Source organism: Paenibacillus sp. p3-SID867 (genome assembly GCF_025142895.1).
Classification (GTDB): Bacteria; Bacillota; Bacilli; order Paenibacillales; family Paenibacillaceae; genus Paenibacillus_AQ.
The window spans coordinates 14,515-40,652 of sequence record NZ_JAMBDM010000033.1; the positions used below are offsets into that span (position 1 = coordinate 14,515).

The window sequence follows — 26,138 nt, forward strand, 5'->3', positions numbered from 1 at the left end:
CATTAGTTGCATTTATGGTCTGTCATATAGCGAAACCTGGATTATTCCTTGACGCTGCCCACGTTCAATCCGACTACGAAATATTTCTGCATGAACGGATAAACCAGCAGAATCGGAACCGATGCCACGACCGTTACGGCAGCGCGAATCGAAATCGGCGTTACCATGTTCACCGCAGCGTCCTGCGTCATCCCGGCTCCTGCAGCCACTGCCGGGTTGCTGTTCGCGTTCATACTGGATGACAGCAGCTTCATCAGCTCATACTGCAAAGTGCTCAGCTCTTGGCGGGAGGAGGTATAGATGAATGCATCGAACCAGGAGTTCCAAGCCCCCACGGCCACGAACAGCGCAATGGTTGCCAGCACCGGCTTACACAGCGGGAAGATGATCCGGATGAAGATTTTAAAATCTCCGGCTCCGTCAATTCTTGCCGATTCGACCAAGCTTTCCGGAATCGTTCCGATATACGTCCGGATAACGATCATATTGAATGCGCTGATCATCGACGGGATCACATATACCCAGAACGAATTCAGCAGGTGCAAGTCCTTCATCAGAAAATATCCAGGAATCAAGCCTGCGTTAAAGTACATCGTCAGAATAAAGATCAATGTAATCGGCTTGCGGAATACATATTCCCGACGGCTCAGCGTATACGCCAGCATCGTGGTCAAGACCAGATTCAGCAACGTTGAAAGCACCGTTCGTGCCACGGAAATCCAGAACGCGTCATATATCGTTCCCGAAGCAAATACCGCCTTGTAGTTCTGCCAGGTAAATTCCCTCGGCCAGAGATAGATTCCGCCCCGGATCGTATCATTCCCCGCATTCAGGGAAACGACGATCGTGTTCAGAAACGGATATAATGTGACAACGACAAGACCAATCATAAACAAGGTATTGAATGTATTAAAAAGGATCGGCTCTACTCTTTTTTTTCTGACGGATTTAGGCGCTGCGGCAGCAGTTGCTGGCCCAGGGCTGATTGTTTGATTTGCCATTATAGCAGCCTCTCTTCCCCTAGCCGTTTCGCGACTCCGTTTGCAATCAATAACAGCGTCACACTAACGACCGTTTTAAATATACCGGCAGCCGTTGCTAATGAGTAATTGCCTTGGGCAAGCCCGTACTTCAGCACGAAAATGTCAATCGTTTGCGACCAGTCGACAACAAGACCGTTGCCCAGCAAGTATTGAACCTCGAAGCCTGCTTCCAGAATGTGACCGACCTGCATGATCAACAGAATAATGATCGTTGGCTTAATGCCCGGCAAAGTAACATGGAACATTTTCCGATAGCGGCTTGCCCCGTCCATATCGGCAGCCTCATAAAGCGCCGGGTCGATGGATGCCATCGCAGCCAAATATATAATCGTATTCCAGCCGACTTCTTTCCAAACATGCGACGCTCCGACGATTCCCCAGAAGTATTTGCCTTCACTGAGCCATTGGATCGGCTCCTTGATGAGATGCAGCTTCATAAGGACATCATTGATGATTCCGTCCGAAGCCAAGCTCGTCGCCACAATCCCGGTTACGATGATCCAGGATAGAAAGTGCGGAAGATAGGAGATCGTCTGTACGGTTCTTTTCCAAAATACTTTCTTGATTTCATTCAGTAACAATGCAAGGATAATTGCAGTCGTAAAGCCGAGAATCATATTGATAACACTCATTGCGAGCGTATTGCGAAGCACTTGCAGGAAACTTTCATCCTTAAAAAGAAATTCAAAATGTTTAAATCCTACCCACGTCTGTTCACTAAAGTCTCTAGCCGGCTTGTAGTCCTGGAAAGCCATGGTCCATCCCCAAATAGGAACGTAGGCAAACAAGATGATGTAAGCCATCAGAGGCACCGACATATAGATCAACTGTCTCTGTTCTTTGAGTACGGCCCAGGTGATTTTCTTGTTTGTCTTAGGCTTCCGGACGGCAGAGTCTTTGACAAAGGTCTCTTCCATAAGTTTGTTCTCCCCAAAACCCCATATTTCGTAAACAAGGAAGGCATGAAGCCTTCCCGTTTCCGATTCATGTACCTTCCGTTGCCTTACTTAACAGACCAAGTGTCTCTTCTCCATTGCAGCACTTCATTAATCCGATCTTCATAAGCCTTGATGTTGAGCTTGCGGATATCAGTGACGTACTCATCCCAGACGCTGTCGAATTCTTCCGGTTTAGCAAGAATGGCTTTTGGTAAGTACTTCGTGGACAACTCATTTTGCTTCGTATTCACGATTTTCGCTTCAGATCCGTCTACCAGGTCGACAGACCATGCCGGGTAAGCGATGTCGTTCTCGGGAGCCGGACTGAAGAAGTCGACATAGCTGTTGAATCCATATTGGGCGAGGAAGTTCTTGTCATACTCTTTCATGCCTGCCAGAATTTCTTCAGGCTGGGCAGCCGCATCTGTAGCGTTGCCGTCCGAGAATAAACCTTCCATTTTTGGGGCTTGGCCGTAGAAGGAATCGGCTTTATTCGCGAGCTTCCAGGTTGCATCGGTAAACTGATCGCGCTGCTCTTGCGTTTTCATGAATCGGCCATCTTTGACGATGTAATCTTCCCCTTCGATCCCCCAGGCCAAGATTTTTTGCCAATCTTCTTGAATCAGCGTATCCAATAGTTTAATAATTCTGATAGCCTGCTCTTCGGATGCATTGACCGTAATCCCGAATCCGTTATTGAGGTTCAGAGCCGGACGATCTTTGTAATGATCCCGGATGCCTTCATCAAATACAAGCGGAAGACCAACATATGTTCTTTCATCTTTCTTCTGGGTAATCAGCGCGTTTTCTGCGCTTTGGAAGTTCCAGTGCTGGTCAAACATACCAAGAACTGCGCCGCTGGAGATTTTCGCCATATACTGGTCGAAGTTTTGAGTGAACGTTTCTTTGTCGATGATGCCCAGGGCATTCATCTCGTTCAGCTTTTTATAATAGCGTTTGGCATAGTCCTTATCGGCAAAAATTTCCGCCTTGCCATCTTTAACGACCACACCGCCATCGTTCGGATGACCGATCAAATGCTGAGGAGCATTGAACAGCCCCCAGTTTTTCCAGTCATAGTTCAGAATTTCAAAGCCGATCGTCGGCGTACCGTCGATGTTCGGATGCTTTTCCTTGTATTGTTTAATCAAGTCAAAATATTGATCCAAGGTTTTAACCTCTGGATATCCCGCCTCTGCCAACACGTCCTTCTGAATCCAGAAAGCCGGGCCCGAATACCAAGACGAGCTAACGTCCGCATTCGTTACACCGTAGTTTGGAAGATTGTAAATATGACCGTCATTCGGGTCTTTCATCATGTTCCAGTACTTCTCATAATGCTTCTTCAAGTTTGGCGCATGTTCTTCAATCAAATCCTCGAGCGGGATAAAGGCACCGGCAGCTGTCAGCTTTTGATTCGCTGTCATCATGTCAGGATAATCGCCGCCTGCAATCATAACGCCGAGCTTCTGGTCAATATCGCCTGCCAGGAACTCGAATTTGAAGGATGCTCCTGTCTTTTCCCTGATTAATTTATAAATCTTGTTGTCAGGTGTTGGTTGCTGGTCGGGCTGACCGATAAAAACACTCACCTCAAATGGTTCGATCTTATCCCCGTCCGTCCCGGGTGTTGTTTGTTCTGCGGAGTCCTTTGCTTCCGGCTGGGCCCCGCTATTCCCGTTTCCGCCCCCGCAGCCCGTAAGCACGATGCAAAGCGACAACAGCAACACCGTGCTGAGCCGAAGCCATGATTTTGTCTTACCCCCCATAAAAGCACCTCCGTCATAATGTGGTTACATCGTTGGTCGATACGCCCCTTCATGTAACCTTCCTTTATTTTAAAAGCGCTTTCAAAGGCGGACTATACTATAATTAAAGCATTAACCTTAAAAACTTTAGAACATCCTCTTCTTGAACTCATTCGGTGCCATGCCCCATCTTTTTTCGAAATGCTTAAGGAATTGGTTGTAGTGGGTGTAGCCGACCCTTTCGGCGATTTCGCTGTTCTTTAGCTTGTTCTGCTTCAACAGCGCGGCCGCTTCCTCAATCCGCAAATTATGTATGAGTTCGTTGAAGCCAATCCCATTCTTACGCATCAGCAGCTGGCCGAGATAGACGGGATGCAGATAAAAAAGCTCCGCCAATCGCTTAATGGTCAGATTCTCCCGGTAGTGCTGCCGAATATAATCGTTAATCTCCTGGATTATGCCTTGCGAATGCCGGGCCTGCTCCTTGAGAAGAAGCTCGATGCACTCTTCCCCGAAGCGCAGCAGCTCTCCCATCAAGTCGTTTAGATGGAAGATTCCGTCCGTTAATCCAGCTGCATTGGATTTCGCTGCCAGGATTCGAGCTTCCGCACCTTCCGCCTCCCTCACCAAATCCATGATTTTATACAAAACATGGATCACCATTTTCTTCACGATCCCCGGCGCGATTCGCTGCTCCGCAAACCTGGACGCAGCCAATCCGGCAGCCTCGCGGTATCCCTTCTTGTCGAGGAGTTCCACGGACCTGATTACATCATCCATCAGGTTCGTGGGGTAACGATAATGAAACGGCCGATCCCGTACCTCTTCATATGAAATCATCCCGCCGTACGCCGGATCGTAAAATTGATGCTCGATGGCTTCCTTGGCGGTTTCGTAGCAGCGACGGATATGCACCAGAGACTGCTGGCCTTCTCCTACAGCCATAAACAGCCGCTGTCCTGCATAATGGCGGACCAGCTCGCGGATCGTGCCTGAGGGTACGCTCCCGTTGTCAGGGGAATAACCGTTCACCAAACCAAGCCGGTTCGATTCCAGATCGATGACATACTCCGAATTCGCGTGGGCTGACAAGCGGGCGACGGTTTCCTTGACGTCAGGAAACAAGGCAGACTCCGCTTGGATCAGACATACGTTCCACTCTTGATGGGCGGAGGATAAAACCTGAAGCCTCGACAGGCTGCTAGCCCTAAGCGGCATCTCCAAGAGCGTTTGCATGATCAGCGAAACATCCTCTTCCCTCTTAGCAATCGCGCTCAGGCTTAATCTGCGATGCTCCTGCATCAGCTCAGCATGAATCTTGCCGAGCTCCTCCTCGGCTTCCTCTGCAATAATAGGCTTCAGCATGTAGTGATGGATGCCGTGCCGCAATGCCTTCCTTGCATATTCAAATTCACTGTAGCCGCTCATGATGGCAAATTTCACACCGCTATCCCGGTGATGCTGCTGCCAGGTTTCAATCATATGAAGCCCGTCCATTAGCGGCATGTTTACATCGGTAATGACCAAATCCGGCGCAAGCCCATGAATCATCTTCAAGCCTTCCACTCCGTTGCCCGCGGTTCCGCAGACGCTAAACCCCAAGCGTTCCCAATCGATCCACAGCGCCAGCCCTTCCAGCGCACCCGGTTCGTCATCGATCAACAGCACTTTGAAAGGCATGGTTCTCCCCCTCTCCGCCTTCATGCTCCCGGGACTCCAACAGCCGGATCGGAATCTCGAATGAAACGGTTGTCCCTTGATTCGGGGTGCTGGCAATGTTGAAAATGACATGATCGTCGTAGTACAGCTCCAGCCGCCGATATACGTTTCGAATGCCGAAGCTGTTGCCCGAGAACTGCTCGTTGCGAACCGAGAGAATAATGTCCCGTAGCTTGCTTTGCTCAATGCCCTTACCGCTATCCGTAATGACGATGCGAAGATAATCACGGGCAACCGAAGCGCTTATGGTCACCAGACCCGCTCCATCCATCGCCTGCAGGCCATATTTGCATGCATTCTCAACGAGCGGCTGAATGCTCATTTTCGGAATTTTATAATGAAGCGCTTCCAAATCGATGTTGAATTGATATTCGAATTTATCCCGAAAGCGGAATTTTTCGATTTTGAGATACATTTCGATAAATCTGATTTCCTCCTCCACGGAGACCAAATCCTCTCTCCAGCTCAGGAGTCTGCGAAGCAGCTTGGACAAGCTTTTGATAATATCCGTCACATCCGTGTATCGATTCTTCGTGCAGACCACCAATATCGCATTCAGGGTATTGAACAGGAAATGGGGATTCATCTGGCTCTGCAAAAAGTTCAATTCAGCCCGAACCCGCTCCATCTCCAGGCTTTTCTTCTGAATCTCCAGCTTGTACACATTGTTGATCAGGGAGTTCATCTTCGCTGTCATCTGATTGAAATTCCGGATGAGTCCGCCGATTTCGTCCCGGCCTTCGTCCAGTTCAATCAAGTCGAATTTCTCGTTGCTCACCTTCTGCATATGACGGGACAAACGCTTCACCCGGTAATTGTAGGACCGGAGCATAACGGTAATAAAGACCGCCGCAACCAGCGTAACAACCGCTGCCAATACAACGGTAAACAGCTGCATATCCAGCATGGCGCTCGTAATACGACTCCCCCGGTTGATGCCGATCAGCTTCCACCCCTTCACGTACCTGGCCGTTCCGATCGAGAACACATGCCGATCCTCTTCGTCGTATTGCTCCAGGTCAAGCTTCGAATATGCGCTGTACTTCCCTCTTTCATAACCGCTGCTGGCCGACATAATAATCTCATTGTTCTCGTTCACCAAATACATATCCAGATAATCGCGTTCCCGTACAATAACGTCATAGATCTTGCTCAGGTCGATGTCGATGCGAAGCAGCTTCTCATAAGTGGAATAGCTATCAAAATAATCCATCTTCTCAATGACGCTTAAATACGGAACCGTCGAAGCCGAATTGCTTGCCTCCGTAGCCCTGTATGCCGCCACCAGCACCGGATGGGCCGAGCTCTTCCACAACGCATACCAGTCGCTCTCGAGCACATTATCGTTGATCACATGATAATTGCCGCCGGACACAATGGTGGAATTTTCGGTGAAGATGCTAATCCGCTGAATCTGGTTGTTAACCGGTATGTAGCTCGTTACCCGATTCCGGAGCTGCTCATCAAAGGTTTCGTAGAAGTCCAGCTGGGACTCATACTCGCGATCGAGCATTTCGTAAAGGGTCTTATCCGTACTCAGCGCATGACTTACAGCCACCCCGCCGTCGATGAAATTATGAATATCCTTCCTAGCCCGCTCCATCGAGATATCGAGGTTCTGCTCCTCTCTCTCCCGGATCAGCTCCGACATCCGATCCATAAAGATGAGGTTGACCACCAGAATAGGCAGCAGTACACCAATGACAAAAATAAGAAAAAATTTAGTTTTCAACGGAATATCGTTGACGAAATTCCCCAGCCTGAACATCCTCTTCATGAAGGCACCCTCCCGGTTTAGCGCTGCTTGCTTTCAACATGATTCTTGTAATTCGAGGGCAGAATCCCGGTTGTCAACTTAAACTTATGGATAAAATAGTCCGCGTTCGGGAACCCGACATGGAGCGCAATCTCGGAAACCTTCATTCCGCTCCGTTTCAGCAGCAGCTTGGCCTCCTCGATCCGCTTGTCATTCAGGTATTCCTTGAACGGCTTGCCAGCATGCTTCTTGAACAGCTGCCCCAAATAGGTGGCGTTCATATGGAAATGTCGTGCCAAATCCTGAAGCTGAAGCCTGCTCCGGTACTCCCGGTCGACATACTGAATCACTTGAAAAATGGTGTTGTGCTCGTTAAGCTTGCTTAACTCTTCCAGCTGCGAAGCGGCCTCAAACGCGAGCAACCGCATATAATTCTTCAACGGCGCTTTATGGCAAGCATCACTCAGATGACCAAGCTTCCTTTGCAGCCGGTTCATGAATAGATCCGGATCTCCATTCATTTCCGCGATTCTTCGACACAGCTTCAATTCCAGATCGGCCACATCGGCTTGAAAAGCCCTCAGGTGGAGGAGATGATCGGGCATGGCCGCAAAAATCCGCGCCAAGCATGACTCGATGGACGCATGCTCCCCCGCCATAATCATGGAAAGCAATTTGTCCATCCATCCGCAGGGAAGTCCCCGGAGCCGCTCGGCTCCTCTCGGTTCTTGGCAACAAAACACGCCGCTTCGGCCTTGGCTTCGCTTATCGTCGCGCACCTCCGCGCTTTGCCTGTAAAGCTTTCCGATCGCCTGGATTCCCTCCCCTGTGCCGCTTAACGCCACGATAACCGGCCCTTCAAGCTCCCGGGCCAGAGCAGACTGCAACTGCAGCGCAGTCTCCATGACCTCATCCGGAGTCGAATGCTCGACATGCAGCACCACTCCGATGCTCCCGCTATTGTCCTGGAAGCATCCCAGTAAGCTCGGGGGCCCGTAATCGGCCATCCATTCGATCCAATCCACTCCCGTTTCAGTAATCCCTATTTCAATCAATAGGCACTGCAGCAGCGGCTCACCCTGGATTTGCATCGCTTTGCTGGCTTGCTCGGCCAAATCAGGGCTCAACTCGTCACGAATGAGCCGGTTCAACAAATAATGGACGGCAAGGCCCGCTTTCTTCCGGTAGCTGCGTTCAGCGTCTAGTTCGTCCTGGATCTCATGGCTGAGCTTGGCAAGCACAGCCTCGATCTCCTCGTCATCAATCGGCTTCAGCAAATACTCGGCGACCCGTTGGCGCATGGCTTGATGCGCGTACCCAAAATCATCATATCCGCTCAAAATAACGAATTTCGGAGGGAGAGGCAGTATCCGTTTGCTGTGCTCAATCAATTCCAGGCCGTTCAGGACTGGCATGTGGATATCCGTCATCACCAGCTCGGGCTTCAACTGTTCCATTAACTTTAGCGCTTCCGGAGCGCTCAGAGCTTCTCCGCATATTTGAAATCCAAACCGGTTCCAATCGATCATGGTTCGAAGTCCTTCCAGAACCCATGGTTCATCGTCCACCAGAAGTACATTGAACAATACCCTCGTCCCCCTTCATGATATGTCAGATGTAAGCGTACTCATTTTACCTTATACTACCATACTAGTATATCTGTGAGAATATACTGCAGCTCCTCTGCTTTTATATTGGTATCCTGATCAGAACACAAATAACCCGTAAGCGGGGTTCCTATACAAGAACTCCGCTTACGGGCTGCTTAAGCTCGCCTACCCCTTAATTCCGGATAAAGTAACGCCTTCAATAATATATTTCTGCCCGATGATATACACGATGAGAACCGGGACGAGCGCAATGGAGGCCCCCGCCATCATCAGTGTCCAATCCGTTGAATACATGCCCCGGTACAAATTCAGCATCATCGGCACGGTAAACTTATCCGTGCTGCTGAGAAATATCAGCGGGTTAAAGAAGTTGTTCCACATCCCGAGAAAGGTAAAAATCCCGAGTGCCGATAAAGCCGGTTTGATTAGAGGAAGCATGATGCGGGCGTAGATCGTCCAGCGATTCGCGCCGTCGACGATGGCGGCCTCTTCCATTTCCTTCGGAATGCCTCTGAAGAATTGCCGGAGCAGAAACACCCCGAAGGCGTTCAGCAGCGCAGAAGGGACGATAATCGCCAGATGCGTATCCAGCCATCCGATATTTTTCATGATCAAATAAAGCGGAATAATGGTCACTTGTCCCGGCACCATCATGGTTGCCAGAAACAGAATGAACAGCGGCTCCCGGAACGGGAATGTGATTTTGGCAAAAGCATAAGCTGCCATAGAGCAGGTAACCAGCTGTGAAACCACGACGATTATATTGATGTAGAAGCTGTTGAAATACGCGCGCCCGAACGGCAGCGCAGTCAGCGAATCCTTATAATTGGACCAGATGAACGGGTCCGGAATCCACTTGGGCGGCACGACGAATACTTGCGACAAATCCTTGAGCGAGCTCAGCACCATCCACACAAACGGCAGGGCCATCATGCAGGCGCCTAGGATCAGCACGATATGCAGCACCACGGTGGACATCCTCAATCCCCGATGTATCATTCATTTTCCCTCCTTCCTAAAGGTTCGACCATCAGTCTTCGTAATGCACCCACCGCTTGGACATTTTCATCTGGAACAGGGTAAGCGACAGAATCATCACGAACAGGATGACCGCCGATGCCGTGCTCTTGCCAAAGGTAAAGTCCGCAAAGGCGGTCTCATAGATGTGATAGACAAGTGTATAACTGGCCTTCGCCGGCCCGCCGGAGGTCATGACAAACGACTGGTCGAACACCTGAAAGGAACCGATAATGGACATGATCGTTACGAAAAAGGTCGTCGGGGACAGCAGCGGTATCGTAATATGGATCAGCTGCTGCCATTTGCCGGCGCCGTCAATCTCGGCTGCCTCGTAATAACTTCTCGATATGCCCTGAAGCCCGGCAAGGAACAGCACCATGTTGCCTCCCAGCCCCATCCAGACGCTCAGCAGGGCAATCGAAGGCATCACGTACCTGGAATCCGTCAGCCAGGAGGGGCCCGTTATCCCGAACCACTGCTGCAGGTACATGTTAATAAGGCCGAAGTCGGCGTTGAACAGCCACATAAACACAACGGCGACGGCAACGGACATCGTAATGTTCGGCATGAAGTAGATCAGCCGGTACAGAATCTTCCCGCGAACCCGGTTCAAGCCTACCGCTACCAGCATGGCGAGAACGATGCCTGTCGGTACCGACAGAATCGTGTAATACACCGTGTTCACCAGTGCGATGTGGAACTCCTCATCCTGAAGCTGGGACACGAAATTTTGGAGACCGATAAACTTCTTGGCTCCCATGCCGTCCCAGTTCATCATGCTGATGACAAAAGCCGAGATGAGAGGGACCAATGAAAAAGCGATCAAGCCGATCATCTGGGGGAAGATAAAAAAGTAGCCCCATAAACCGTCGGACGTCTTGCTCTTTAAGGTCGTTCTCCTCTCCGGAATCCGCTCCGGAGAAGGAGCGGCTCCGGAGCTTCCTGCAGGCTGCGTGTTCATTTCATCTCACCGTTCCTCCCCAGAGCTGGATCAATTCTTGCCGCTCTTGTAATCCTGAATTTTCTTGTTGGCCATATCCTGAATATCCTTCAACGAGCTTTCCAGATCCTGATCTTTCAGCCACAACGCCTCGAACTTGGACGTAATATCCTGGCTAAGCCCGGGAATACCGGCCTCGAACGGAGTCAGGGAATACCCGATCTCACGCGCGTCCAGGAATAACTGGGCATGCTCCGGCAGATTGCCTTCCAGCACCACTTCATCCGTTCCCTGTACCGACGGGACAGCATTGCCGCCGCCCTGCAGGCGGAAACGTTGACCCTCTTTGCTTACGTACTCGGAGAAGAAGGTGTATGCCGCTTCCTTATTCTTCGATGCCTTGTTCATCACCATGTATGCGGTCGGGATACCGGCCGGCTCGATTTTATTGCCGGTATTGGTTGGCCATGTGACCACGTCATATTCAAGTCCTTGATTCTTCTTGAACAGCGGCAGGTACCAGCGGCCTGCAGCAACGAATCCGACCTGGTTGGACATAAACATGGCATCCCCGCCCTGCCCTTTGGGAAGCGTGCCGGAGAAGGTGATGTTTTTGGATTTCACGTTGTCGTACAGGAAGCGGAACGCCTCCATCGCCTTCGGATCCGAAGCCGCTACGAAGTTCCCTTCGTCGTCGTATACTCGGCCGCCGTTGGAAGTAACCCAGCTGTGATAGCTGTTCCAGGAGTTATCCAGCACGTAGCCGTACTTTTTGCTGTCCCGGATCTTGTCCGACATTTCCTTGAATTTGTCCCAGGTCCACTGTCCGTTCGCCTGAAGATCGGCCGGCATCTCGGTGATCCCTGCTTCCTTCAGCACCTTCTTGTTGTACCACAGCACCATCGGGTTACAGTCCACCGGCACCCCGAAGGTCTGACCATCCCGAACGGCTGCGCCCCACAAGCCTTCAAAATAATCCTCCTTCTTGATCACGCTTTCCGGTGCGTCCATATACGGCGTTAAATTCTCAATGCTCTGATTCTCGATCAGTTTCACGACCAGGGCGTCCCCCGCATAGAAGATATCCGGGGCGGTCCCTCCTGTTAATTGGGTTAATATTTTCTGATCATACTCGCCCGGAATCGGAATAAATTCGACCTCAATGTCCGAGTGCTTCTTATTAAAGTCCTTCGTGAGCTCCTGAAAGCGGGTAAGCTCGCCGGGATTTCCCCAGGTCGCCCATTTGATCTTGACCTTCTCACCGCTTCCGGACTCCCCACCTTCTGATGTTCCACCGCCTCCACACGCTTGGAGTATGGATGATAGTAGAAGAATGATTGCAAGCAATGACCCTCTCACCTGTTTCCTTGTCATTTCATTTCCTCCATTCAAACCAGATTTGGACTCGCTGGCAAGCTCTTGTAAACGCTTTAATTATAAAATTTTGACAAAAAGCTTTTGAACGGATTTTGTTCCGAAAAAGTGGATTCTTTTCCGATCCTATGAAATTCCCATTATTTTCGATGCTGTCCCTGGTATTCCGCGGGCGTCATGCCTACCATCTTCTTGAACAGTTTGCTGAAGTATTTCACGTCATTAAATCCCGAGCGATCCGCCACTTCATACACGCGCAGCGATGTGGTGGAGAGCAGCTCCTTGGCCCGTTTCAGCCGCAGATCAATCACATAGTCAATGAAGTTGTGTCCGGTGACGCGCTTAAACATTTCGCTAAAATAGTTGCGGCTTACGGCCACTTCGTCCGCCACCTCCTGCAAGGAGATCGGCTCGGCAAAGCGCGCCTTAATATATTGAACGGCCTGCAACACGATCCGCTCATGCAGCGTGGATTCCGGTAAAGGGTGCCGCATAGCCTCCTCACGCAAGGTATGGAAGCCTTGGAGCACCAGCTCCTTCACTTCCTCCACCGAACGAAGCTTGCCCACTTCCCCGATCTGCGGAAGCGGCGGGCCGCCGGGAAGATGAAACATTGCGAGCAAGCTCAGAAGTTCCTCTGCTTCCCGGAGGACCTCCTGCTTTTTCATCCGTCCGGGCTGCCAGCGCTGCATGACTGACTGCAGCCTCTCTTCAGTTTTGACCATGTTTCCAACCGCCAGGGCGGCTCTAAGGGAATGCATCTCGGAAGCAGACGTCTTCTGGGCCAAATCGGCATCAGTAAGAGGGAGCTCCTCTGCCCGAAGAATCTGTTGATCTCGATGGAAGAATAGGCCCTCCAGGCTCTCGCTAGCTTCTCGAAACGCTTCCTGCAGCTTATCCATACCGTTATATCTCCTGCTGAGCCCCATGGTGCATCGGATCGGCAGACGGATAGCCGCTTCGTGCTCTAAAACCTGCCGATTTGTTTCGTCCCCTAACGGCAAGCACACAGCGATCCGGTCCGTCTCCAGCCGAACGGCCAGCGCCTCCGGCACCTGGTCATATAACTGCTCCATCAATCGCTCGATCTCGTCATGCCAATCCTTGTGCTGCACCCCGGCCGTGCCAGCCCCTGGATCAGAATCAAGCTGGAGCACGGCCAGCATATAATCGCCGTTAAGATTTCGTGCTTCCAGGCTGGCGATTGCGCCCGGCTCTCCGGAAAGCGCCTGAAAGAGCGTTTTCTCGGCGGCCTTCTTCTTATTCAGCCGCTGCTGCTGCTCATGCTCGGTCAGAATCCGCTGCATCTGCTTCTCCTCTTCCAGCTTCAGACGCATGTGATCAAGCACGGCAGCCAGAGAGTCCGCATCGAGCGTCGGCTTGAGAATGTAATCGGAAGCGCCAAGCCTGATGCCCTCGCGCACGTATTCGAAATCGCTATGACAGCTGAGCAGCAGTACCTTTACCCAAGGACAAAGCTCCCTTGTCCGACGGGTCAGTTCCAACCCGTCCATGACCGGCATCGCGATATCCGTGATCAGAATGTCCAAATCCCCGTTTACGATCCACTTCATGGCCCGCTGTCCATTCGAGGCCTCGCCCACAAGCCGGTAACCGTATTTCTCCCAGTCGAAGGTCGAGCGCAGCCCCGTACGCGCGATCGCTTCGTCATCCACGAGCAGCACTCTGTACATAATCGTCCCCCCTTTGTCTCGCAAACGTGATTGTGACCCGCGTTCCTCCGTCTTCCGGGCTTTCCACCCATACCCCATATCTGCTGCCGTAATACAGCTGAACCGTTTGGTGAACATGACGCAGGCCGATATGGGTCATGCCATGCTTGGAGTGATCCTGCTCATAGGACAGCAGTCCTTTTATTCGTTCAGGCTTAATGCCGATTCCATTGTCCTCGATCCGCACCATGACATCCTGCTGCTGCGATGTTATCCGGATCTGAATGACGCCCCTTTCATCAAGCGGGGCAATTCCGTGAAAGATCGCATTCTCCACGATCGGCTGCAGCAGCATCCGGGGAACATAAAGGCCCTCCATCTCCTCAGGGCAATCGATCCTTAACTCGATTTGGTGGTCATAGCGGTAATTCTGAATGATCATATATTTGCGAAGCAGCTCCAGTTCATCGCCAAGGCGTATGAACACCCCATTGCGCTCCAGGCTCCCCTCCAGCAGATGAACAAGGGCCGTAACCGATTGATCCACGTCATTCGTCCGGTTCAGCTTGGCCATCCAGCGGATCGAGTTCAGCGTATTGTAGAGAAAATGGGGATTGATCTGATACCGCAGCGCGCGGATTTCGGCTTTTTTCTTCTCGGACTCCTCCGCGGCGATGCGCCGGATTAGGAGGTCGATCTGCTCTATCATTTTGTTGAAGCTTCTGCCCAGCTGACCGATCTCGCTGGGTCCTACATTCTTGCTGCGGACCGATAAATCGCCTGCCTCGCTTCTGCGCATCAAGCGGCTCAGGTGAACGAGCGGATTGCCGATTCTCCGCGTCATGAAATAACCCATGCCGATCGCTGCCAGAATCGATCCGAATACAATCCAGACCGTGAAGCTCCGGATGCTGGCGGAATCGGCCGTTAGTTCCTTCAGCGGCACCATGCCTACCACATGCCAGCCGTTGTTCAGGCGCGAGGGGATCATCAGCGTTTTGTTGTTGTTTAAGTTATATTCCGTCAAATCCGAGGGCAGCTTGATCCGGGACTGCCTCCCGTACATCGAAGGATCCGGATGATAGAAGTAACGATTCTCGTCATTGGCCACGTACATATACCCCGTGTCCCCGAACTGGACGTGGTTTAATTCATCGATCAGGACATCCCCCATAATCTCGATAAACATGACTCCGACAATCTCCCCTGTATCCCAGCTCCGAATCGCCCGACCTAGTCCGAAGACCGGAAATCCCATTCCCGTTTGCTTCAGGTAGGAGGTATCCGACAAGCCGAACCATACCGCCTGTCCGTTCGCCTCCAGAATCGATCGATACCATGGAGAATCCCACTGGTCCGGGATGGACATCAAGGAATCGGCACTGAGAACCGAATTGTTACGTTGCACGTCAAACACGTACACGTCCAATATCTCCGGCGAGTTAATCATGATGGAGGTCAGCAGGTCCTTCCCCTCCTTCACCTTCAAGGTCAGGTCATACTTACTGATATTCTGATCCTCTAGTATGCCGTGAACCACCTTGCTGTTCAGCACCATCATCGAGGAGTCGTCCAGCTTCTTGAAGAACATGTTCAGCTTGTCACTGACTTGGGTGATGGTGAGGGAAGCCACTTTACTAACCTGTTCCTCCACGATCGAGGCCGATTTGTTATACGACAGGAACCCCATAATGAGAACCGGGAGTGTTGTGCCGATGAAAAAAAACAAAAACAGTTGAGTGACAATGGAATGAAGACGATGATATCCCCGCATACAAGCTCCCTCCGTTTCATAAAATGAAAACTGCGAACCTTTTACGATAGCGCTTACATAACTGTTTGACCTTCTTTCATCTTCCTTTTCACCTTCTGCCTTTCCCTTACCTCCTTCTCTAACATCCCGCTCCGGAGCACCATGAAGATCCTGTTATATCCCTCGCTCCCGGGTGTAATCATCGTATTATGTTTTCATGTCGATGTCCCTAAGTCCATCTGCTTATGTTTGGACTGCGCAAATAAAAAAAAGATGGACCCGAAAATCTCGGGCCCATCTCTTTATATGTGGATATAATGCCGCCTTCTAGGCTTAGTAAGCCAGTGTAAACAAACCGTTGATGTGGGACAGGTAACGCATGTTACTTGCTTCTTTCATCAAGGTTGCAGGCAGACCTTTCAATTGGGTCTTGTTAGCGCCAATGGTACCGATGGCATCTTTACGTCCCAAGCTGCCGAGCGTACCGGAGAATACCGGTGTGAACGAAGCTGGTGCGCCGCCGTTCAATTGAGCGAAGATGTTGTAGCCGATCAGCTCGCCCATTTGCCATGCGAGCTGTGCCGTTGGCGGGTATGGACGGCCTTCAGGTCCCATAACCACCGCGCTGTCGCCTGCAACGTATACATCAGGGTGAGATGCGGATTGCAGGAATTCGTTAACAACCGCACGTCCGCGATTGACTTCGATGCCGCAGTTAGCCACAACGGAGTTGCCCTGTACGCCGCCAGTCCATACCAATGTGCTGGTTTCGATCGTGCTGCCGTCTTTCAGTTCAACAGTTGTACCGTCCATTTTGGTGATCGGCAATCCGGTCAGGAAGTTCACGCCGCGTTTCTGCAGGCTTGTTGTCGCGCGGTCAACCAATTCAGCAGGGAAGCCCGGCAGAATCGAAGGAGCTGCTTCAACACAATAAAGCGTGATTTCTTGTGGGTCGATACCGTATTTGCGAGCCAGCTCGCTTCTCATATCGGCATATTCACCAACAAGCTCAACGCCAGTCAAGCCGCCGCCGCCAACCACGATGGTAGCGTCCGCTTTGTTTTTCGTTTTGCTGTATTCCGCAATGCGGGACTCCACATGAGCACGCAGACGATTAGCATCGTTCACGGACTTCAGAATGAAGCTGTTCTCTTGCAGTCCCGGAATGCCGAAGAATGCCGTTTCGCTGCCCAGTGCGATAACCAGGGCATCATAGGTGAAGTTTCCGCCGTCATCGAGGGAAACCGAACGCTCATCCGGCTTGATTTCCTTAACGTTGCCGATGCGCAGGTCAACGTTCGCGCCGCGCAGAAGCTTGTCGAGCGGCAAAGCTACTGCTTTCTCTGCGATGTTGCCTGCTGCCAGACGGTGCAATTCCGTAATGATCTGATGGGTTGGGAAACGGTTGATCAGCGTGATTTTTGCAGCAGCACCAAAATGCTCGCGTGCAGAAAGCGCACTAAGCAAGCCGCCATAGCCTCCGCCCAAAATTAAAATATGTTTAGACATGACCATCCTCCGTTCTTCGTATGATTATGGATTAACGCTTGTTTTGTTGGTCGCGCTCGTTAAGAACGTCCAAAAAAGCCTGAGCATAGCGAAGACCCTTTTGAACCTGAGGATCTTTCAGCATTTTCATCAGACCAAATACGCCGATCTGAGCTTGGTCGCCTTGAGCGTGTACACGGTCTCCGGCTTCGATAGCTGCAGATGCAACGCTTTTTGCTGCTGTCGTGATTGGCTTCGCGAATCCGCTAAGGGAAGCCATGGTGTCTTCCGCAAGCACGGGATCCGTAGCTACGGATTTACCGAAGTCATAAGCTTTAGTCATGACGGTCAGCATTTCCGTAAGTTTTGGAAGATTGTCCACGAGAGTTGTGAGGGATTCCTGAACCTCGGGCTTGAGCAGTTGTTCGAGCAGCACATCAGGACGGCTGGACGCCGCAGCTTCTTGGTTTCCTACAACATTTTCCGGAGTTTCGGACGGCTGTGGAGAAGATGTTTCTGTCATAAAGAATTGCCTCCTTTTCTTTAAGTGAATTCCCAAGATGAACTTGGCGACGATCGAACCGGCTAGCTTTAATTTTGGGATAACCGGTATCTATTATGCATCACTTACAAAAGTGCGAACTTATGGGTGACTCACTATCGCCAAAAATAAAGCAGGGGGAAACTTCCCCCTCCTTTATTCGGAAACAATCTTAGGGATTGTGATAAATATCTCTAAGTACTAGTCTATAACTTGTGAAGCATAATTACAAACATAAAATGCAATTTTCGACTACAAAGTTAGAACGCGATACTCGCTTTCTTCATATGTAACTCTTGTAACAGGGCGGCCGGAAAAGTCAAGCGCTTCCCGAAGCGGGATCCAAGCCGTACCGCCGATTAAATGAACATCCGAAGACACCGGTTTGCCCCCTGTTTGCATGGGGAATAACAAGCCACCCACCGGGTCCGCTTCCCAGCGATTCCCAGCAAGCGTCACCTGTACGGTCTTGTTGTGAGACTTCCAGGTCACGCTTCCGCCGAGCCGCTCCACCAGGGATCGCAGCGGTACCATCAACCGGCCGTCCACCATTTTGTATTCACCTGCCGCGAATGCAGTCTCCATTCCTCCAAATTCCACAGCAAGCGTTCTCCCGGTCTCAAATAGCGCGGCATTGGCTGTGACATGTTCGCGAATCCACTGCTTTGAAGGCTGAGAAGCCTTACGAGCACTCGGCTGGGCACGAAATTGAACAGGCTGGATCTCCGGAGACAATACGTCAAAGGCATAACCTTGCTTTTTATAATAGGAAATAATCTCCGGCAGGGCCTTGACGCTCTCAGCATGCCCTTTACCGTCATGAAGAAGCACGATCGACTCATTGCCGTTCACTTTGGTGGTTGCCCCTTTGACGATGTCTTTAACCGGAACACCTCGATACCTGGAATCGCCGCTGTCGACGTTCCAATCGAATACTTGATATCCCCCCTGCTTCATGTATTGAAAATAGGCTTCGTCAAAATGTCCGGCCGTCCCCCCGGGAGCTCTGACCAGCTGCGGCCGTTCACCCGTAATTAAACGAATAATTTCCTCCGTTTTCTTAATCTGCCCCCAGAAATCCTGAAAATGTCCGTAGAGCTCGTCATAACGATGATCATATGTATGATTCCCAATCACATGGCCTTCCTCATAGATCCGGTTGATAATTTCGGGACGGGTCTCCGCCTCCTTGCCCAGTACAAAAAATGTGCCTTTAATTCCTTCGCGCTTCAAAATATCCAGAACATCCAGCGTCAGATCCGATGGCCCGTCGTCAAATGTCAGGTATACCGTTTTGTCACTTTGTTTCTTATATTGAACAGGTGCGGCGTTCACGGCCGGTGTATTCTTGAATGCAGTCGTGACGATTGGCAGGCTGGCCTCTTCGGGCTTCACCTGTACATCCTGCCGAGTTGCTGTCATTGGCGCCGATGCCAGAGGAGCCTGTTCCACATATATGTCTATCGGCCGCTGGACCTCAAGCCCCATACCGATCATGATCAGCAATGCCAACACGCCGAAAAATACCGCAATTGATGTTACCCGCACCATATTTTTCATTATCAACTCTACCTCCATCGTTTCTATGAGTTCGGCTTCCTGATAGATTATATGGAGGGCGTTTCAAAAAAAGACTAGGATTTGATATTTTACAACCGGAAGGGATGATAGAACATCCGGGCAAACAAGAAAATGGCGCGGACGTGCGAGTCTTCTCCGTTTCTTCCGGCAATGTCGTATTCGCCACCCTTGAGGGCAACGGAACCTTCTTGGGGCAATGCCGTGAACGCGCTAAAAGCCCTTGTGACTGGGCCCTGGAATCGACGGGGACCAGGCGAATGACGGCAACAGGGCATGGTACTCCCAAACAGCTTGATTCTCCTGGATTAGCGGTATTTGATGATATTCGAGGACTGTGGTTCCGCTATTCCTTTGTTTTCTGCCCTTTAATGGAGGTGTGAGGACATGAGATCCGCTATTGCAAGATATTACGGGCTAAATTCGTGATTTTGGGTGCATTAACGGATCCTCTGTCCGGATGGCCTCCCAAATGGATCGGTTTTCGGTAAATAGCGGATCGAGTGTCCAAATGGGTTCAAAAACAGCTCGTTTTTACAGCATACAGGGGATCCTATGTCTGCCGGCCCGAAACAGCTCGCTTTCGGTAAATAGCCAAACGCGGGCGAGCCGCTGAGGGCAGCCAGTGGCCCCCTTCGCCTTCGCGGACCTATACCTCTGGTCTTATTTATTTAAAAAAAGCTCCCTTATCATGCCTGTTCAGGCATGCTGAGGGACCGTTCTTCATATAGCTATGACAGCACGGCTGCGAGAACCGCTTCGACATGACCATTTACTTTCACTTTCCGCCACTCGGCGGCCAGCTTTCCCTGCTCATCAATCAAGAAGGTCGAGCGTACAATACCCATATACTCGCGGCCGAACATCTTCTTCATCTGCCACACGTCAAACATTTCGCTTACCTTATGCTCCTCATCAGACAAGAGCAAGTAGGGCAGGCTATGCTTATCGATGAATTTGGCATGGGATTTCAAGGGATCCGGACTAATCCCGATCACGACTGCCCCTGCCTGCTCCAAGCTTCCATTATGGTCCCGGAAGCTGCAAGCCTCTTCCGTGCAGGTCGGGGTCATATTTTTCGGATAGAAGAACAGCACGACTTTACGTCCACGAAAATCGCTTAAAGCTACCTTCTCCCCGTTCGAAGCCGGAAGTGAAAAATCCGGCACCTGGCTTCCAACTGTCAACTGCGTTTGATCTGCGATAAGGCTCAACTCCTAAAATAAGGACTTTAGTCCCGAAAATTGATTGTCTTTTCGAAAAAAATTATAATAGAATGAATGTCGAATGTTCAAATGTTCTATCGAATTCATTCATCAGCGTAATCCGAAAGGAAGAACACAATGACCAAAAAAACAAAGAAGACGATTATATGGAGTGTCAGCCTCATCCTCGCCGCTATTATTGGTTACGGCATTTATTATGCGGCATCGTTCTACGACGGCTTGCAGAGTCTTCAGAAATCAGGTGAATCCTCCCCTTTTCGTGAAATTGAAAAGGTAGATGCCAAAGTTCCAGCGCCACCCGAGTGGGAAGGAACGGAGACGGTTAACATTCTGCTGATGGGCGTGGATGCGCGCGGTTTTGAGGAAGGCGAAATTCCTCGTTCCGACAGTATGCTTGTTGCCTCGATTGATCCCGTGAAGAAGAAAATGCACTTATTCTCTATTTTGCGCGATACTTACGTAGAAATACCCGGATATGACAGAAACCGAATCAATACAGCCATTACACACGGCCCAAATACGGCCATGAAGGCAGTAGGCGATCTGCTGGGCATTCCGGTTCAATACTACGTCTATACGGATTTCCAGGGCTTCATGAAGCTGGTTGATTCCGTTGGCGGGGTTGATTTCTATGTTGAGAAGGACATGAACTATTCCAGTAAAGCTGACAAAAACGAATACGACATCGAGTTGAAGCAAGGCATGCAGCATCTGGATGGCAATGCGGCGCTGCAATATGTGCGGTTCCGCTATGATGCGATGGGCGACTTTACCCGCACCGAGCGTCAGCGCGAGCTCTTGAAGGCCGTAGCCAAGAAAATGCAGACCACCACTTCCATCATGAAGCTTCCGGACATTCTGAAGTCCGTCAGCCCGTATATCGATACCAATCTCGATGTTGAGGATATGTGGAAGCTTGCGAACGTTGCCTACAAGAGTAAAATGAGCGGCAGCGAACAGGTGCCTCCGATGAAGCTCCTGAAGGAAGAACATATCGGCGGGGCAGCCGTTCTAACGGTCGGTAATTCGGATACGCTGAAACAGTATATCCAGGACATCTTAAATCCGCCAACGCCTGATCCTGAGACAGAAGGCAGCCAAGGTACGGAAAACAATTCTGAAACCACTGGTTCTGAGAATGACGATTCTGAGAATGGTCATTCGGATAGCTCTACTGTTCCATCTGCAACAACGGATCGTAACTAATACACTTACAGCAAGCAGGACAGGAGCTATGTCATTTTAGCTGCCTGTCCTGCTTCATGAAGAAAGGAAGTTAATGATAATGACAACATCAAGAAACCGTTCAGAAACTCTATATCAAGAAGCGCTGCAGCATATCGTAGGCGGCGTAAACAGCCCCTCCCGTTCGTTCAAAGCCGTAGGCGGCGGCGCCCCCGTTTTCATGAAACGCGCGAATGGAGCTCACTTCTGGGACGAGGACGGCAATCGCTATATCGATTATTTGGCAGCCTATGGCCCGATCATAACCGGACATGCCCATCCCCATATTACGGCAGCAATCACGGCAGCAGCTCAAAACGGCACCCTCTACGGGACCCCAACGGAGCTTGAGATCACTTTGGCCAAAATGCTGAAGGCTGCCATCCCGTCCATGGATAAAGTGCGTTTCGTCAATTCCGGCACCGAGGCGGTCATGACCACGATCCGGGTCGCCCGCGCCTACACCAAACGCAACAAAATCATCAAGTTCGCCGGCTGCTACCATGGCCATTCCGATCTTGTCCTCGTGGCAGCAGGCTCCGGCCCTTCCACGCTCGGCATTCCGGACAGCGCCGGGATCCCGGCCAGCATTGCAACGGAAGTCATTACCGTTCCGTTCAACGATCTGGAAGGCCTGCGCGCTGCCCTCGACGCATGGGGCGATGATGTGGCTGCCGTTATGGTGGAGCCGATCGTCGGCAACTTCGGCATGGTGATGCCGAAGCCGGGATTTCTCGAAGGCTTATGCCAGATGACGCACGATAACGGCTCATTGGTCATCTATGACGAAGTTATCAGCGCTTTCCGCTTCCACTATGGATCTACCCAAACCTATGCCGGTCTGAACAATCACGAGGCGATTCAGCCGGATCTTACGGCGCTTGGCAAAATCATCGGCGGCGGTCTGCCTATCGGCGCCTATGGCGGCCGTAAACACGTGATGGAACAGGTCGCGCCGCTCGGTCCTGCTTATCAGGCAGGAACCATGGCGGGTAATCCAGCCTCCATCGCCGCCGGAATCGCTTGCTTGGAGGTTCTGCAGGGTGAAGGCGTATACGAAGAAATGGAGCGATTGACCATCAAGCTGACGGAAGGCTTGCAGGCATCCGCCGACCGCCACGGCATTCCGCTCACAATCAACCGCATCCGGGGCTCCTTCTCCACTCACTTCTGCGACCATCCGGTTACGAACTATGACGAAGCCCAGGACACCGACGGCGAAGCCTTTGCAGCCTTCTTCCGCCACATGCTGGACCGCGGCGTGAACCTGGCTCCTTCCAAGTACGAGGCCTGGTTCATGACCACCGCCCATACGGATGCCGACATTGAGGCTACGCTTGAGGCTACGGAGGAATCTTTTAAGGCCATGAAGAATTAATATAGATAAATGCATAACCCGCGAAAGGAGATCTCCTCATGAAAAAGCGGTTGAACAAGTTATAACATGCTCCATATCCCTGCCGTGCTTCCACGGTCCGAATTCGTGGACCTCCTGACCTGCCCGATTCAAATTATGAGTAATCTAAATATGAATGCGGAGGCTGGATAACATGAGAAGCGAGCAAGAAATGATGGATTTGGTATTGGGCTACGCAGCCCGCGACGAACGGGTTCGGGCCGTTACCCTGGAAGGCTCCCGAACCAACCCCAACGTGCCTAAGGATATATTTCAGGATTACGATATCAGCTTTCATGTTACGGACATGGAGAGCTTTATTCAGGACCCGGATTGGATTGACGTCTTCGGTGAACGGATTATTCTGCAGACGCCCGAAAACATGGCCCTGTTCCCCCCGGATCTGGGAGGTTGGTTCTCGTACCTGATGTTGTTTACCGACGGCAACCGGATTGACATGACTCTGATTCCCATTGAGGAGAAGGAAAAATACTGCAAGGAGGACAAACTGATCCGAATCCTAATGGATAAAGATCAGGCGTTCCCGACGATTCCGGCTCCGTCTGACGAGGATTTTTGGGTAAAGCGTCCGTCCGCAGCCTTTTTCGAGGATTGTTGCAATGAGTTCTGGTGGGTATCCACGTATGTAGCCAAGGGCTTGTGGCGGGAAGAAATACTGTATGCCCAAGACCACTTCCACAACATCATGCGGCCGATGCTGATGAAAATGCTGGAGTGGCAGGTGGGCGCCCAAACCGATTTCTCGCTCAGCGTGGGCAAGAACGGCAAGTACTTGAAAAACTACCTGTCTGCGGACAGTTGGAACGAGCTGATGTCCACCTACCCGCGCGGAACCTACGAAGAAGTGTGGGAGGCGTTGTTTACGATGGGAGCGCTGTTCCGCAGAACCGCGCTGGATGTTGCTGAGCAGCTGGGCTTTGAATATGATATGGGGCAGGATCAACGCGTAACGGGCTTCCTGCAGCATGTCCGGCAGCTGCCGGCGGATGCCAAGGCGATCTATTAAGATTGCGGGAAGCTGCGGTTCCCTTGATTCCAAATATCGAACCCAAGCAGCCGGGCTCAAAGCGGATTAACCACTGGTCCCAGTGAAGCCACGATTGCTAAGAATATGAATCAGCAAAGAGAGACGCCGCTCCGGCGTCTCTCTTTTTGTTGCAGAATTCTCCCCAACCCATTCAGGGCACCGCTTACTCCAACTCGATTTTGCCGAATGCCCTCTCCTGCAAACAAAATTTATTGAATCCATTTGTCACATTTGTGCTTTGCCCAAACGTAATACAAATTGTAAAGGGGTGAAACCACTTGGATGAACCAGCATTCCATCAGATCGTTGCTGATGTTTTGAAGGGAGAGATCGACAAATATGAGCTGATCATGAACCGTTGCAATAAAGCCATCTTCAACTATTGCTATCACATGCTTGGCGACTATGCCGAAGCCGAAGATTGCACCCAGGAAGCTTTTCTGAAAGCTTACCGCAATCTATCTAAATTCGAACCGGACAAGCCCTTCGAAGCCTGGCTGTACAGCATCGCCTGCAACCAGTGCATCGACTACCTCCGCAAGCGAAAGCTATCCCGATTCCTCCCCTTTCTGTATCAGAAGGATCAGGATAACCGGCATGTCGATCAGGTCATCGAGCACAAATACTACAATCCATCCGTGCTCCGGGCGCTGGCCAGGCTGACCGCCGAGGAACGAAGCCTGCTCATCCTGCGCTGTGTCGAGGACAAGAGCTATCAAGAGATCAGCCTGATTTTGAAACACAACACGACCTATCTCAGGAAAAAATATGAGCGGGCCGCAGCCAAGTTCCGCAAACATTACGCCATGGCAGAGGGGGAAGAAACGAATGAGCAAGGACAACGATCAGGACCTGAAACCACTCTTTCAAAGGGTTGAACCGCCGGGGACGGCCCTCCAGGAACACGTCATGAACCAAATTCGGGAAAAACAACTTAAAAAGGAGCGATTTTTTGTGAAATACAAAGTTAGCATTCTCTTAATGGCCGGCATGCTGCTTACCGCATCGACCGGATTTGCCGCCGTACAGTACCATTCCTTAACCAACAGCAAAGGGGAAGTTCTCTATGAGGAGAAATCGGACGCTCAGGCGCCTTCACCAAAAAACTATTCAAAAAAGGAACTGAACCGCATACATCTCATGAACACCATCTGGGACGAACAGATCAAACCGGGCGAAGCCGCCATCATTTACGTCGTACCGGATAATCCAAAGCATGTCATCGACATCAAATCCACTCCGCATGCCGTCAAGGATTTCGCCAAGCTGCAAAGCATGGTGAACGTGCCCGGTTTGCCGCTGGCCAAGGAACTGTCCGGTTCGGGCACATATACGTTCAAAAACGCCAGCGTGCACATGGAACGCGAGACTGATGTGACCCCGCTGACCGAGCAGGAAAAAGCCGACATCGCCAAAAAGCTGCTTGAAAAAGCCAAAGCCTCCGGGAAGGACTACGCCCTGATGCCGGTGAAGTTCACCGATCAATTCTGGCTTTCGACGGTATATTATGCCAGCGGCAATAAAAAAGTCTCCCTTACCATTCTGAATAACGGGGACCACGGGAGCGTGACCTCCTACTGGGACGAGAGCACGGGCATGACCAGCCGGAAAATCGAGATCAACGGGCAGGACGTGCTGCAAAAAACGTGGAGCGGCGGAAACTCGGCGCAGCTGGCGCAGCTGGACTGGGTCTATGAAGAACCAACCACCGGACATCACTACATGCTTTCGCTCAACTCTACCACGGGTGACATCGCTGCCGAAGAGCTGATACGCATTGCCAAGACAATCATTCCGAAGGCGGATTCCAAGTAAGCAGCGTGATGTCACTTGGCTTAGGGCTGCCATAAATAGCAATCATTATACCAATATAAAAAAAGTCGCCTGTGGCAGTTTCGGGATCCGGACACGAATCAGGCGGCCGTGTTTAAGAAGGGCTGACCTTTCGCCCGGCTTGAGCAACTAGTTCCAAGGATATGAGAAAGCAAAGAGAGACGCCGCTCCGGCGTCTCTCCAGGCTGTCGAGAAAGTCTCGACAGCTATTTTTTATACATTTAATTCAA

The 26,138-nt window shown here is 51.0% G+C and carries 21 protein-coding genes; 6 read left to right on the plus strand and 15 right to left on the minus strand.

Annotated features, from left to right (window positions below):
• Positions 1-41 precede the first annotated feature (41 nt).
• The 14 genes from M4D81_RS32895 to M4D81_RS32960 form a co-directional block, all read right to left on the minus strand.
• Entirely contained in the window at positions 42-1,001 is a 960-nt protein-coding gene (locus tag M4D81_RS32895) for a carbohydrate ABC transporter permease (protein WP_007127858.1), read from the minus strand.
• On the minus strand, positions 1,001-1,960 hold the full coding sequence (locus tag M4D81_RS32900; RefSeq protein ID WP_260069455.1) for an ABC transporter permease: 960 nt from the start codon (positions 1,958-1,960) through the stop codon (positions 1,001-1,003). Before M4D81_RS32900 ends, M4D81_RS32895 begins: the two co-directional genes overlap by 1 nt.
• A gap of 86 nt (positions 1,961-2,046) precedes the next feature.
• Complete coding sequence (locus tag M4D81_RS32905; RefSeq protein WP_260069456.1) at positions 2,047-3,750, minus strand: extracellular solute-binding protein; 1,704 nt, start codon at positions 3,748-3,750, stop codon at positions 2,047-2,049.
• Between the two features lie 126 nt (positions 3,751-3,876).
• A complete protein-coding gene (locus M4D81_RS32910; protein WP_260069457.1) occupies positions 3,877-5,409 on the minus strand; it encodes a response regulator transcription factor in 1,533 nt (510 codons plus the stop codon).
• Positions 5,381-7,225, minus strand: a complete 1,845-nt coding sequence (locus tag M4D81_RS32915; RefSeq protein WP_260069458.1) for a sensor histidine kinase — start codon at positions 7,223-7,225, stop codon at positions 5,381-5,383. Before M4D81_RS32915 ends, M4D81_RS32910 begins: the two co-directional genes overlap by 29 nt.
• 17 nt (positions 7,226-7,242) lie before the next feature.
• Entirely contained in the window at positions 7,243-8,790 is a 1,548-nt protein-coding gene (locus M4D81_RS32920; protein ID WP_260069459.1) for a helix-turn-helix domain-containing protein, read from the minus strand.
• A gap of 189 nt (positions 8,791-8,979) precedes the next feature.
• A complete protein-coding gene (locus M4D81_RS32925; RefSeq protein ID WP_100540217.1) occupies positions 8,980-9,813 on the minus strand; it encodes a carbohydrate ABC transporter permease in 834 nt (277 codons plus the stop codon).
• 31 nt (positions 9,814-9,844) lie between these two features.
• Entirely contained in the window at positions 9,845-10,795 is a 951-nt protein-coding gene (locus M4D81_RS32930) for a carbohydrate ABC transporter permease (RefSeq protein ID WP_113059341.1), read from the minus strand.
• A gap of 30 nt (positions 10,796-10,825) precedes the next feature.
• Positions 10,826-12,148 carry an ABC transporter substrate-binding protein gene (locus M4D81_RS32935; RefSeq protein ID WP_071220850.1) on the minus strand — a complete coding sequence of 441 codons (1,323 nt, stop codon included), beginning with the start codon at positions 12,146-12,148 and terminating at the stop codon, positions 10,826-10,828.
• 140 nt (positions 12,149-12,288) lie between these two features.
• Positions 12,289-13,842 (minus strand): response regulator, encoded by a 1,554-nt coding sequence (locus M4D81_RS32940; RefSeq protein WP_260069460.1) that lies wholly within the window; start codon positions 13,840-13,842, stop codon positions 12,289-12,291.
• Positions 13,817-15,595, minus strand: coding sequence for a cache domain-containing sensor histidine kinase (locus M4D81_RS32945; RefSeq protein ID WP_113059338.1), 1,779 nt, complete (start codon positions 15,593-15,595; stop codon positions 13,817-13,819). Before M4D81_RS32945 ends, M4D81_RS32940 begins: the two co-directional genes overlap by 26 nt.
• A gap of 312 nt (positions 15,596-15,907) precedes the next feature.
• Positions 15,908-17,083, minus strand: coding sequence for an NAD(P)/FAD-dependent oxidoreductase (locus tag M4D81_RS32950; protein WP_071220853.1), 1,176 nt, complete (start codon positions 17,081-17,083; stop codon positions 15,908-15,910).
• A 31-nt stretch (positions 17,084-17,114) separates the two neighbouring features.
• Positions 17,115-17,585 carry a DUF1641 domain-containing protein gene (locus M4D81_RS32955; protein ID WP_194540930.1) on the minus strand — a complete coding sequence of 157 codons (471 nt, stop codon included), beginning with the start codon at positions 17,583-17,585 and terminating at the stop codon, positions 17,115-17,117.
• A gap of 270 nt (positions 17,586-17,855) precedes the next feature.
• The gene (locus M4D81_RS32960; protein ID WP_260069461.1) at positions 17,856-19,163 is read right to left on the minus strand and encodes a polysaccharide deacetylase family protein; all 1,308 of its coding nucleotides are present in this window, start codon (positions 19,161-19,163) and stop codon (positions 17,856-17,858) included.
• 104 nt (positions 19,164-19,267) lie between these two features.
• Here M4D81_RS32960 and M4D81_RS32965 point away from each other — a divergent pair, with 104 nt between their 5' ends.
• Complete coding sequence (locus tag M4D81_RS32965) at positions 19,268-19,564, plus strand: hypothetical protein (protein WP_260069462.1); 297 nt, start codon at positions 19,268-19,270, stop codon at positions 19,562-19,564.
• A 348-nt stretch (positions 19,565-19,912) separates the two neighbouring features.
• Here the strand turns inward: M4D81_RS32965 and bcp are convergent, their stop codons facing one another.
• The gene (gene bcp / locus M4D81_RS32970; RefSeq protein ID WP_260069463.1) at positions 19,913-20,395 is read right to left on the minus strand and encodes a thioredoxin-dependent thiol peroxidase; all 483 of its coding nucleotides are present in this window, start codon (positions 20,393-20,395) and stop codon (positions 19,913-19,915) included.
• 129 nt (positions 20,396-20,524) lie between these two features.
• Between bcp and M4D81_RS32975 the strand changes: the two genes are divergently transcribed.
• From M4D81_RS32975 to M4D81_RS32995, 5 genes are all read left to right on the plus strand, one after another.
• Positions 20,525-21,613, plus strand: a complete 1,089-nt coding sequence (locus tag M4D81_RS32975) for an LCP family protein (protein ID WP_260069464.1) — start codon at positions 20,525-20,527, stop codon at positions 21,611-21,613.
• Between the two features lie 79 nt (positions 21,614-21,692).
• Entirely contained in the window at positions 21,693-23,009 is a 1,317-nt protein-coding gene (locus tag M4D81_RS32980) for a glutamate-1-semialdehyde 2,1-aminomutase (protein WP_260069465.1), read from the plus strand.
• A 172-nt stretch (positions 23,010-23,181) separates the two neighbouring features.
• The gene (locus M4D81_RS32985) at positions 23,182-24,054 is read left to right on the plus strand and encodes an aminoglycoside 6-adenylyltransferase (protein ID WP_260069466.1); all 873 of its coding nucleotides are present in this window, start codon (positions 23,182-23,184) and stop codon (positions 24,052-24,054) included.
• Between the two features lie 299 nt (positions 24,055-24,353).
• Complete coding sequence (locus M4D81_RS32990; protein WP_194540924.1) at positions 24,354-24,953, plus strand: RNA polymerase sigma factor; 600 nt, start codon at positions 24,354-24,356, stop codon at positions 24,951-24,953.
• Positions 24,904-25,890 carry a DUF4367 domain-containing protein gene (locus M4D81_RS32995; RefSeq protein ID WP_260069467.1) on the plus strand — a complete coding sequence of 329 codons (987 nt, stop codon included), beginning with the start codon at positions 24,904-24,906 and terminating at the stop codon, positions 25,888-25,890. The genes M4D81_RS32990 and M4D81_RS32995 overlap by 50 nt, the downstream gene beginning before the upstream one ends.
• Positions 25,891-26,138 lie beyond the last annotated feature (248 nt).

Bases quoted from the DNA above. Each gene is read 5' to 3' on its own strand.
- M4D81_RS32895 (WP_007127858.1), bottom strand. From the start codon at position 1,001: ATGGCAAATCAAACAATCAGCCCTGGGCCAGCAACTGCTGCCGCAGCG.
- M4D81_RS32900 (WP_260069455.1), bottom strand. From the start codon at position 1,960: ATGGAAGAGACCTTTGTCAAAGACTCTGCCGTCCGGAAGCCTAAGACA.
- M4D81_RS32905 (WP_260069456.1), bottom strand. From the start codon at position 3,750: ATGGGGGGTAAGACAAAATCATGGCTTCGGCTCAGCACGGTGTTGCTG.
- M4D81_RS32910 (WP_260069457.1), bottom strand. From the start codon at position 5,409: ATGCCTTTCAAAGTGCTGTTGATCGATGACGAACCGGGTGCGCTGGAA.
- M4D81_RS32915 (WP_260069458.1), bottom strand. From the start codon at position 7,225: ATGAAGAGGATGTTCAGGCTGGGGAATTTCGTCAACGATATTCCGTTG.
- M4D81_RS32925 (WP_100540217.1), bottom strand. From the start codon at position 9,813: ATGATACATCGGGGATTGAGGATGTCCACCGTGGTGCTGCATATCGTG.
- M4D81_RS32930 (WP_113059341.1), bottom strand. From the start codon at position 10,795: ATGAACACGCAGCCTGCAGGAAGCTCCGGAGCCGCTCCTTCTCCGGAG.
- M4D81_RS32935 (WP_071220850.1), bottom strand. From the start codon at position 12,148: ATGACAAGGAAACAGGTGAGAGGGTCATTGCTTGCAATCATTCTTCTA.
- M4D81_RS32940 (WP_260069460.1), bottom strand. From the start codon at position 13,842: ATGTACAGAGTGCTGCTCGTGGATGACGAAGCGATCGCGCGTACGGGG.
- M4D81_RS32945 (WP_113059338.1), bottom strand. From the start codon at position 15,595: ATGCGGGGATATCATCGTCTTCATTCCATTGTCACTCAACTGTTTTTG.
- M4D81_RS32950 (WP_071220853.1), bottom strand. From the start codon at position 17,083: ATGTCTAAACATATTTTAATTTTGGGCGGAGGCTATGGCGGCTTGCTT.
- M4D81_RS32955 (WP_194540930.1), bottom strand. From the start codon at position 17,585: ATGACAGAAACATCTTCTCCACAGCCGTCCGAAACTCCGGAAAATGTT.
- M4D81_RS32960 (WP_260069461.1), bottom strand. From the start codon at position 19,163: ATGAAAAATATGGTGCGGGTAACATCAATTGCGGTATTTTTCGGCGTG.
- M4D81_RS32965 (WP_260069462.1), top strand. From the start codon at position 19,268: ATGATAGAACATCCGGGCAAACAAGAAAATGGCGCGGACGTGCGAGTC.
- M4D81_RS32975 (WP_260069464.1), top strand. From the start codon at position 20,525: ATGACCAAAAAAACAAAGAAGACGATTATATGGAGTGTCAGCCTCATC.
- M4D81_RS32980 (WP_260069465.1), top strand. From the start codon at position 21,693: ATGACAACATCAAGAAACCGTTCAGAAACTCTATATCAAGAAGCGCTG.
- M4D81_RS32985 (WP_260069466.1), top strand. From the start codon at position 23,182: ATGAGAAGCGAGCAAGAAATGATGGATTTGGTATTGGGCTACGCAGCC.
- M4D81_RS32995 (WP_260069467.1), top strand. From the start codon at position 24,904: ATGAGCAAGGACAACGATCAGGACCTGAAACCACTCTTTCAAAGGGTT.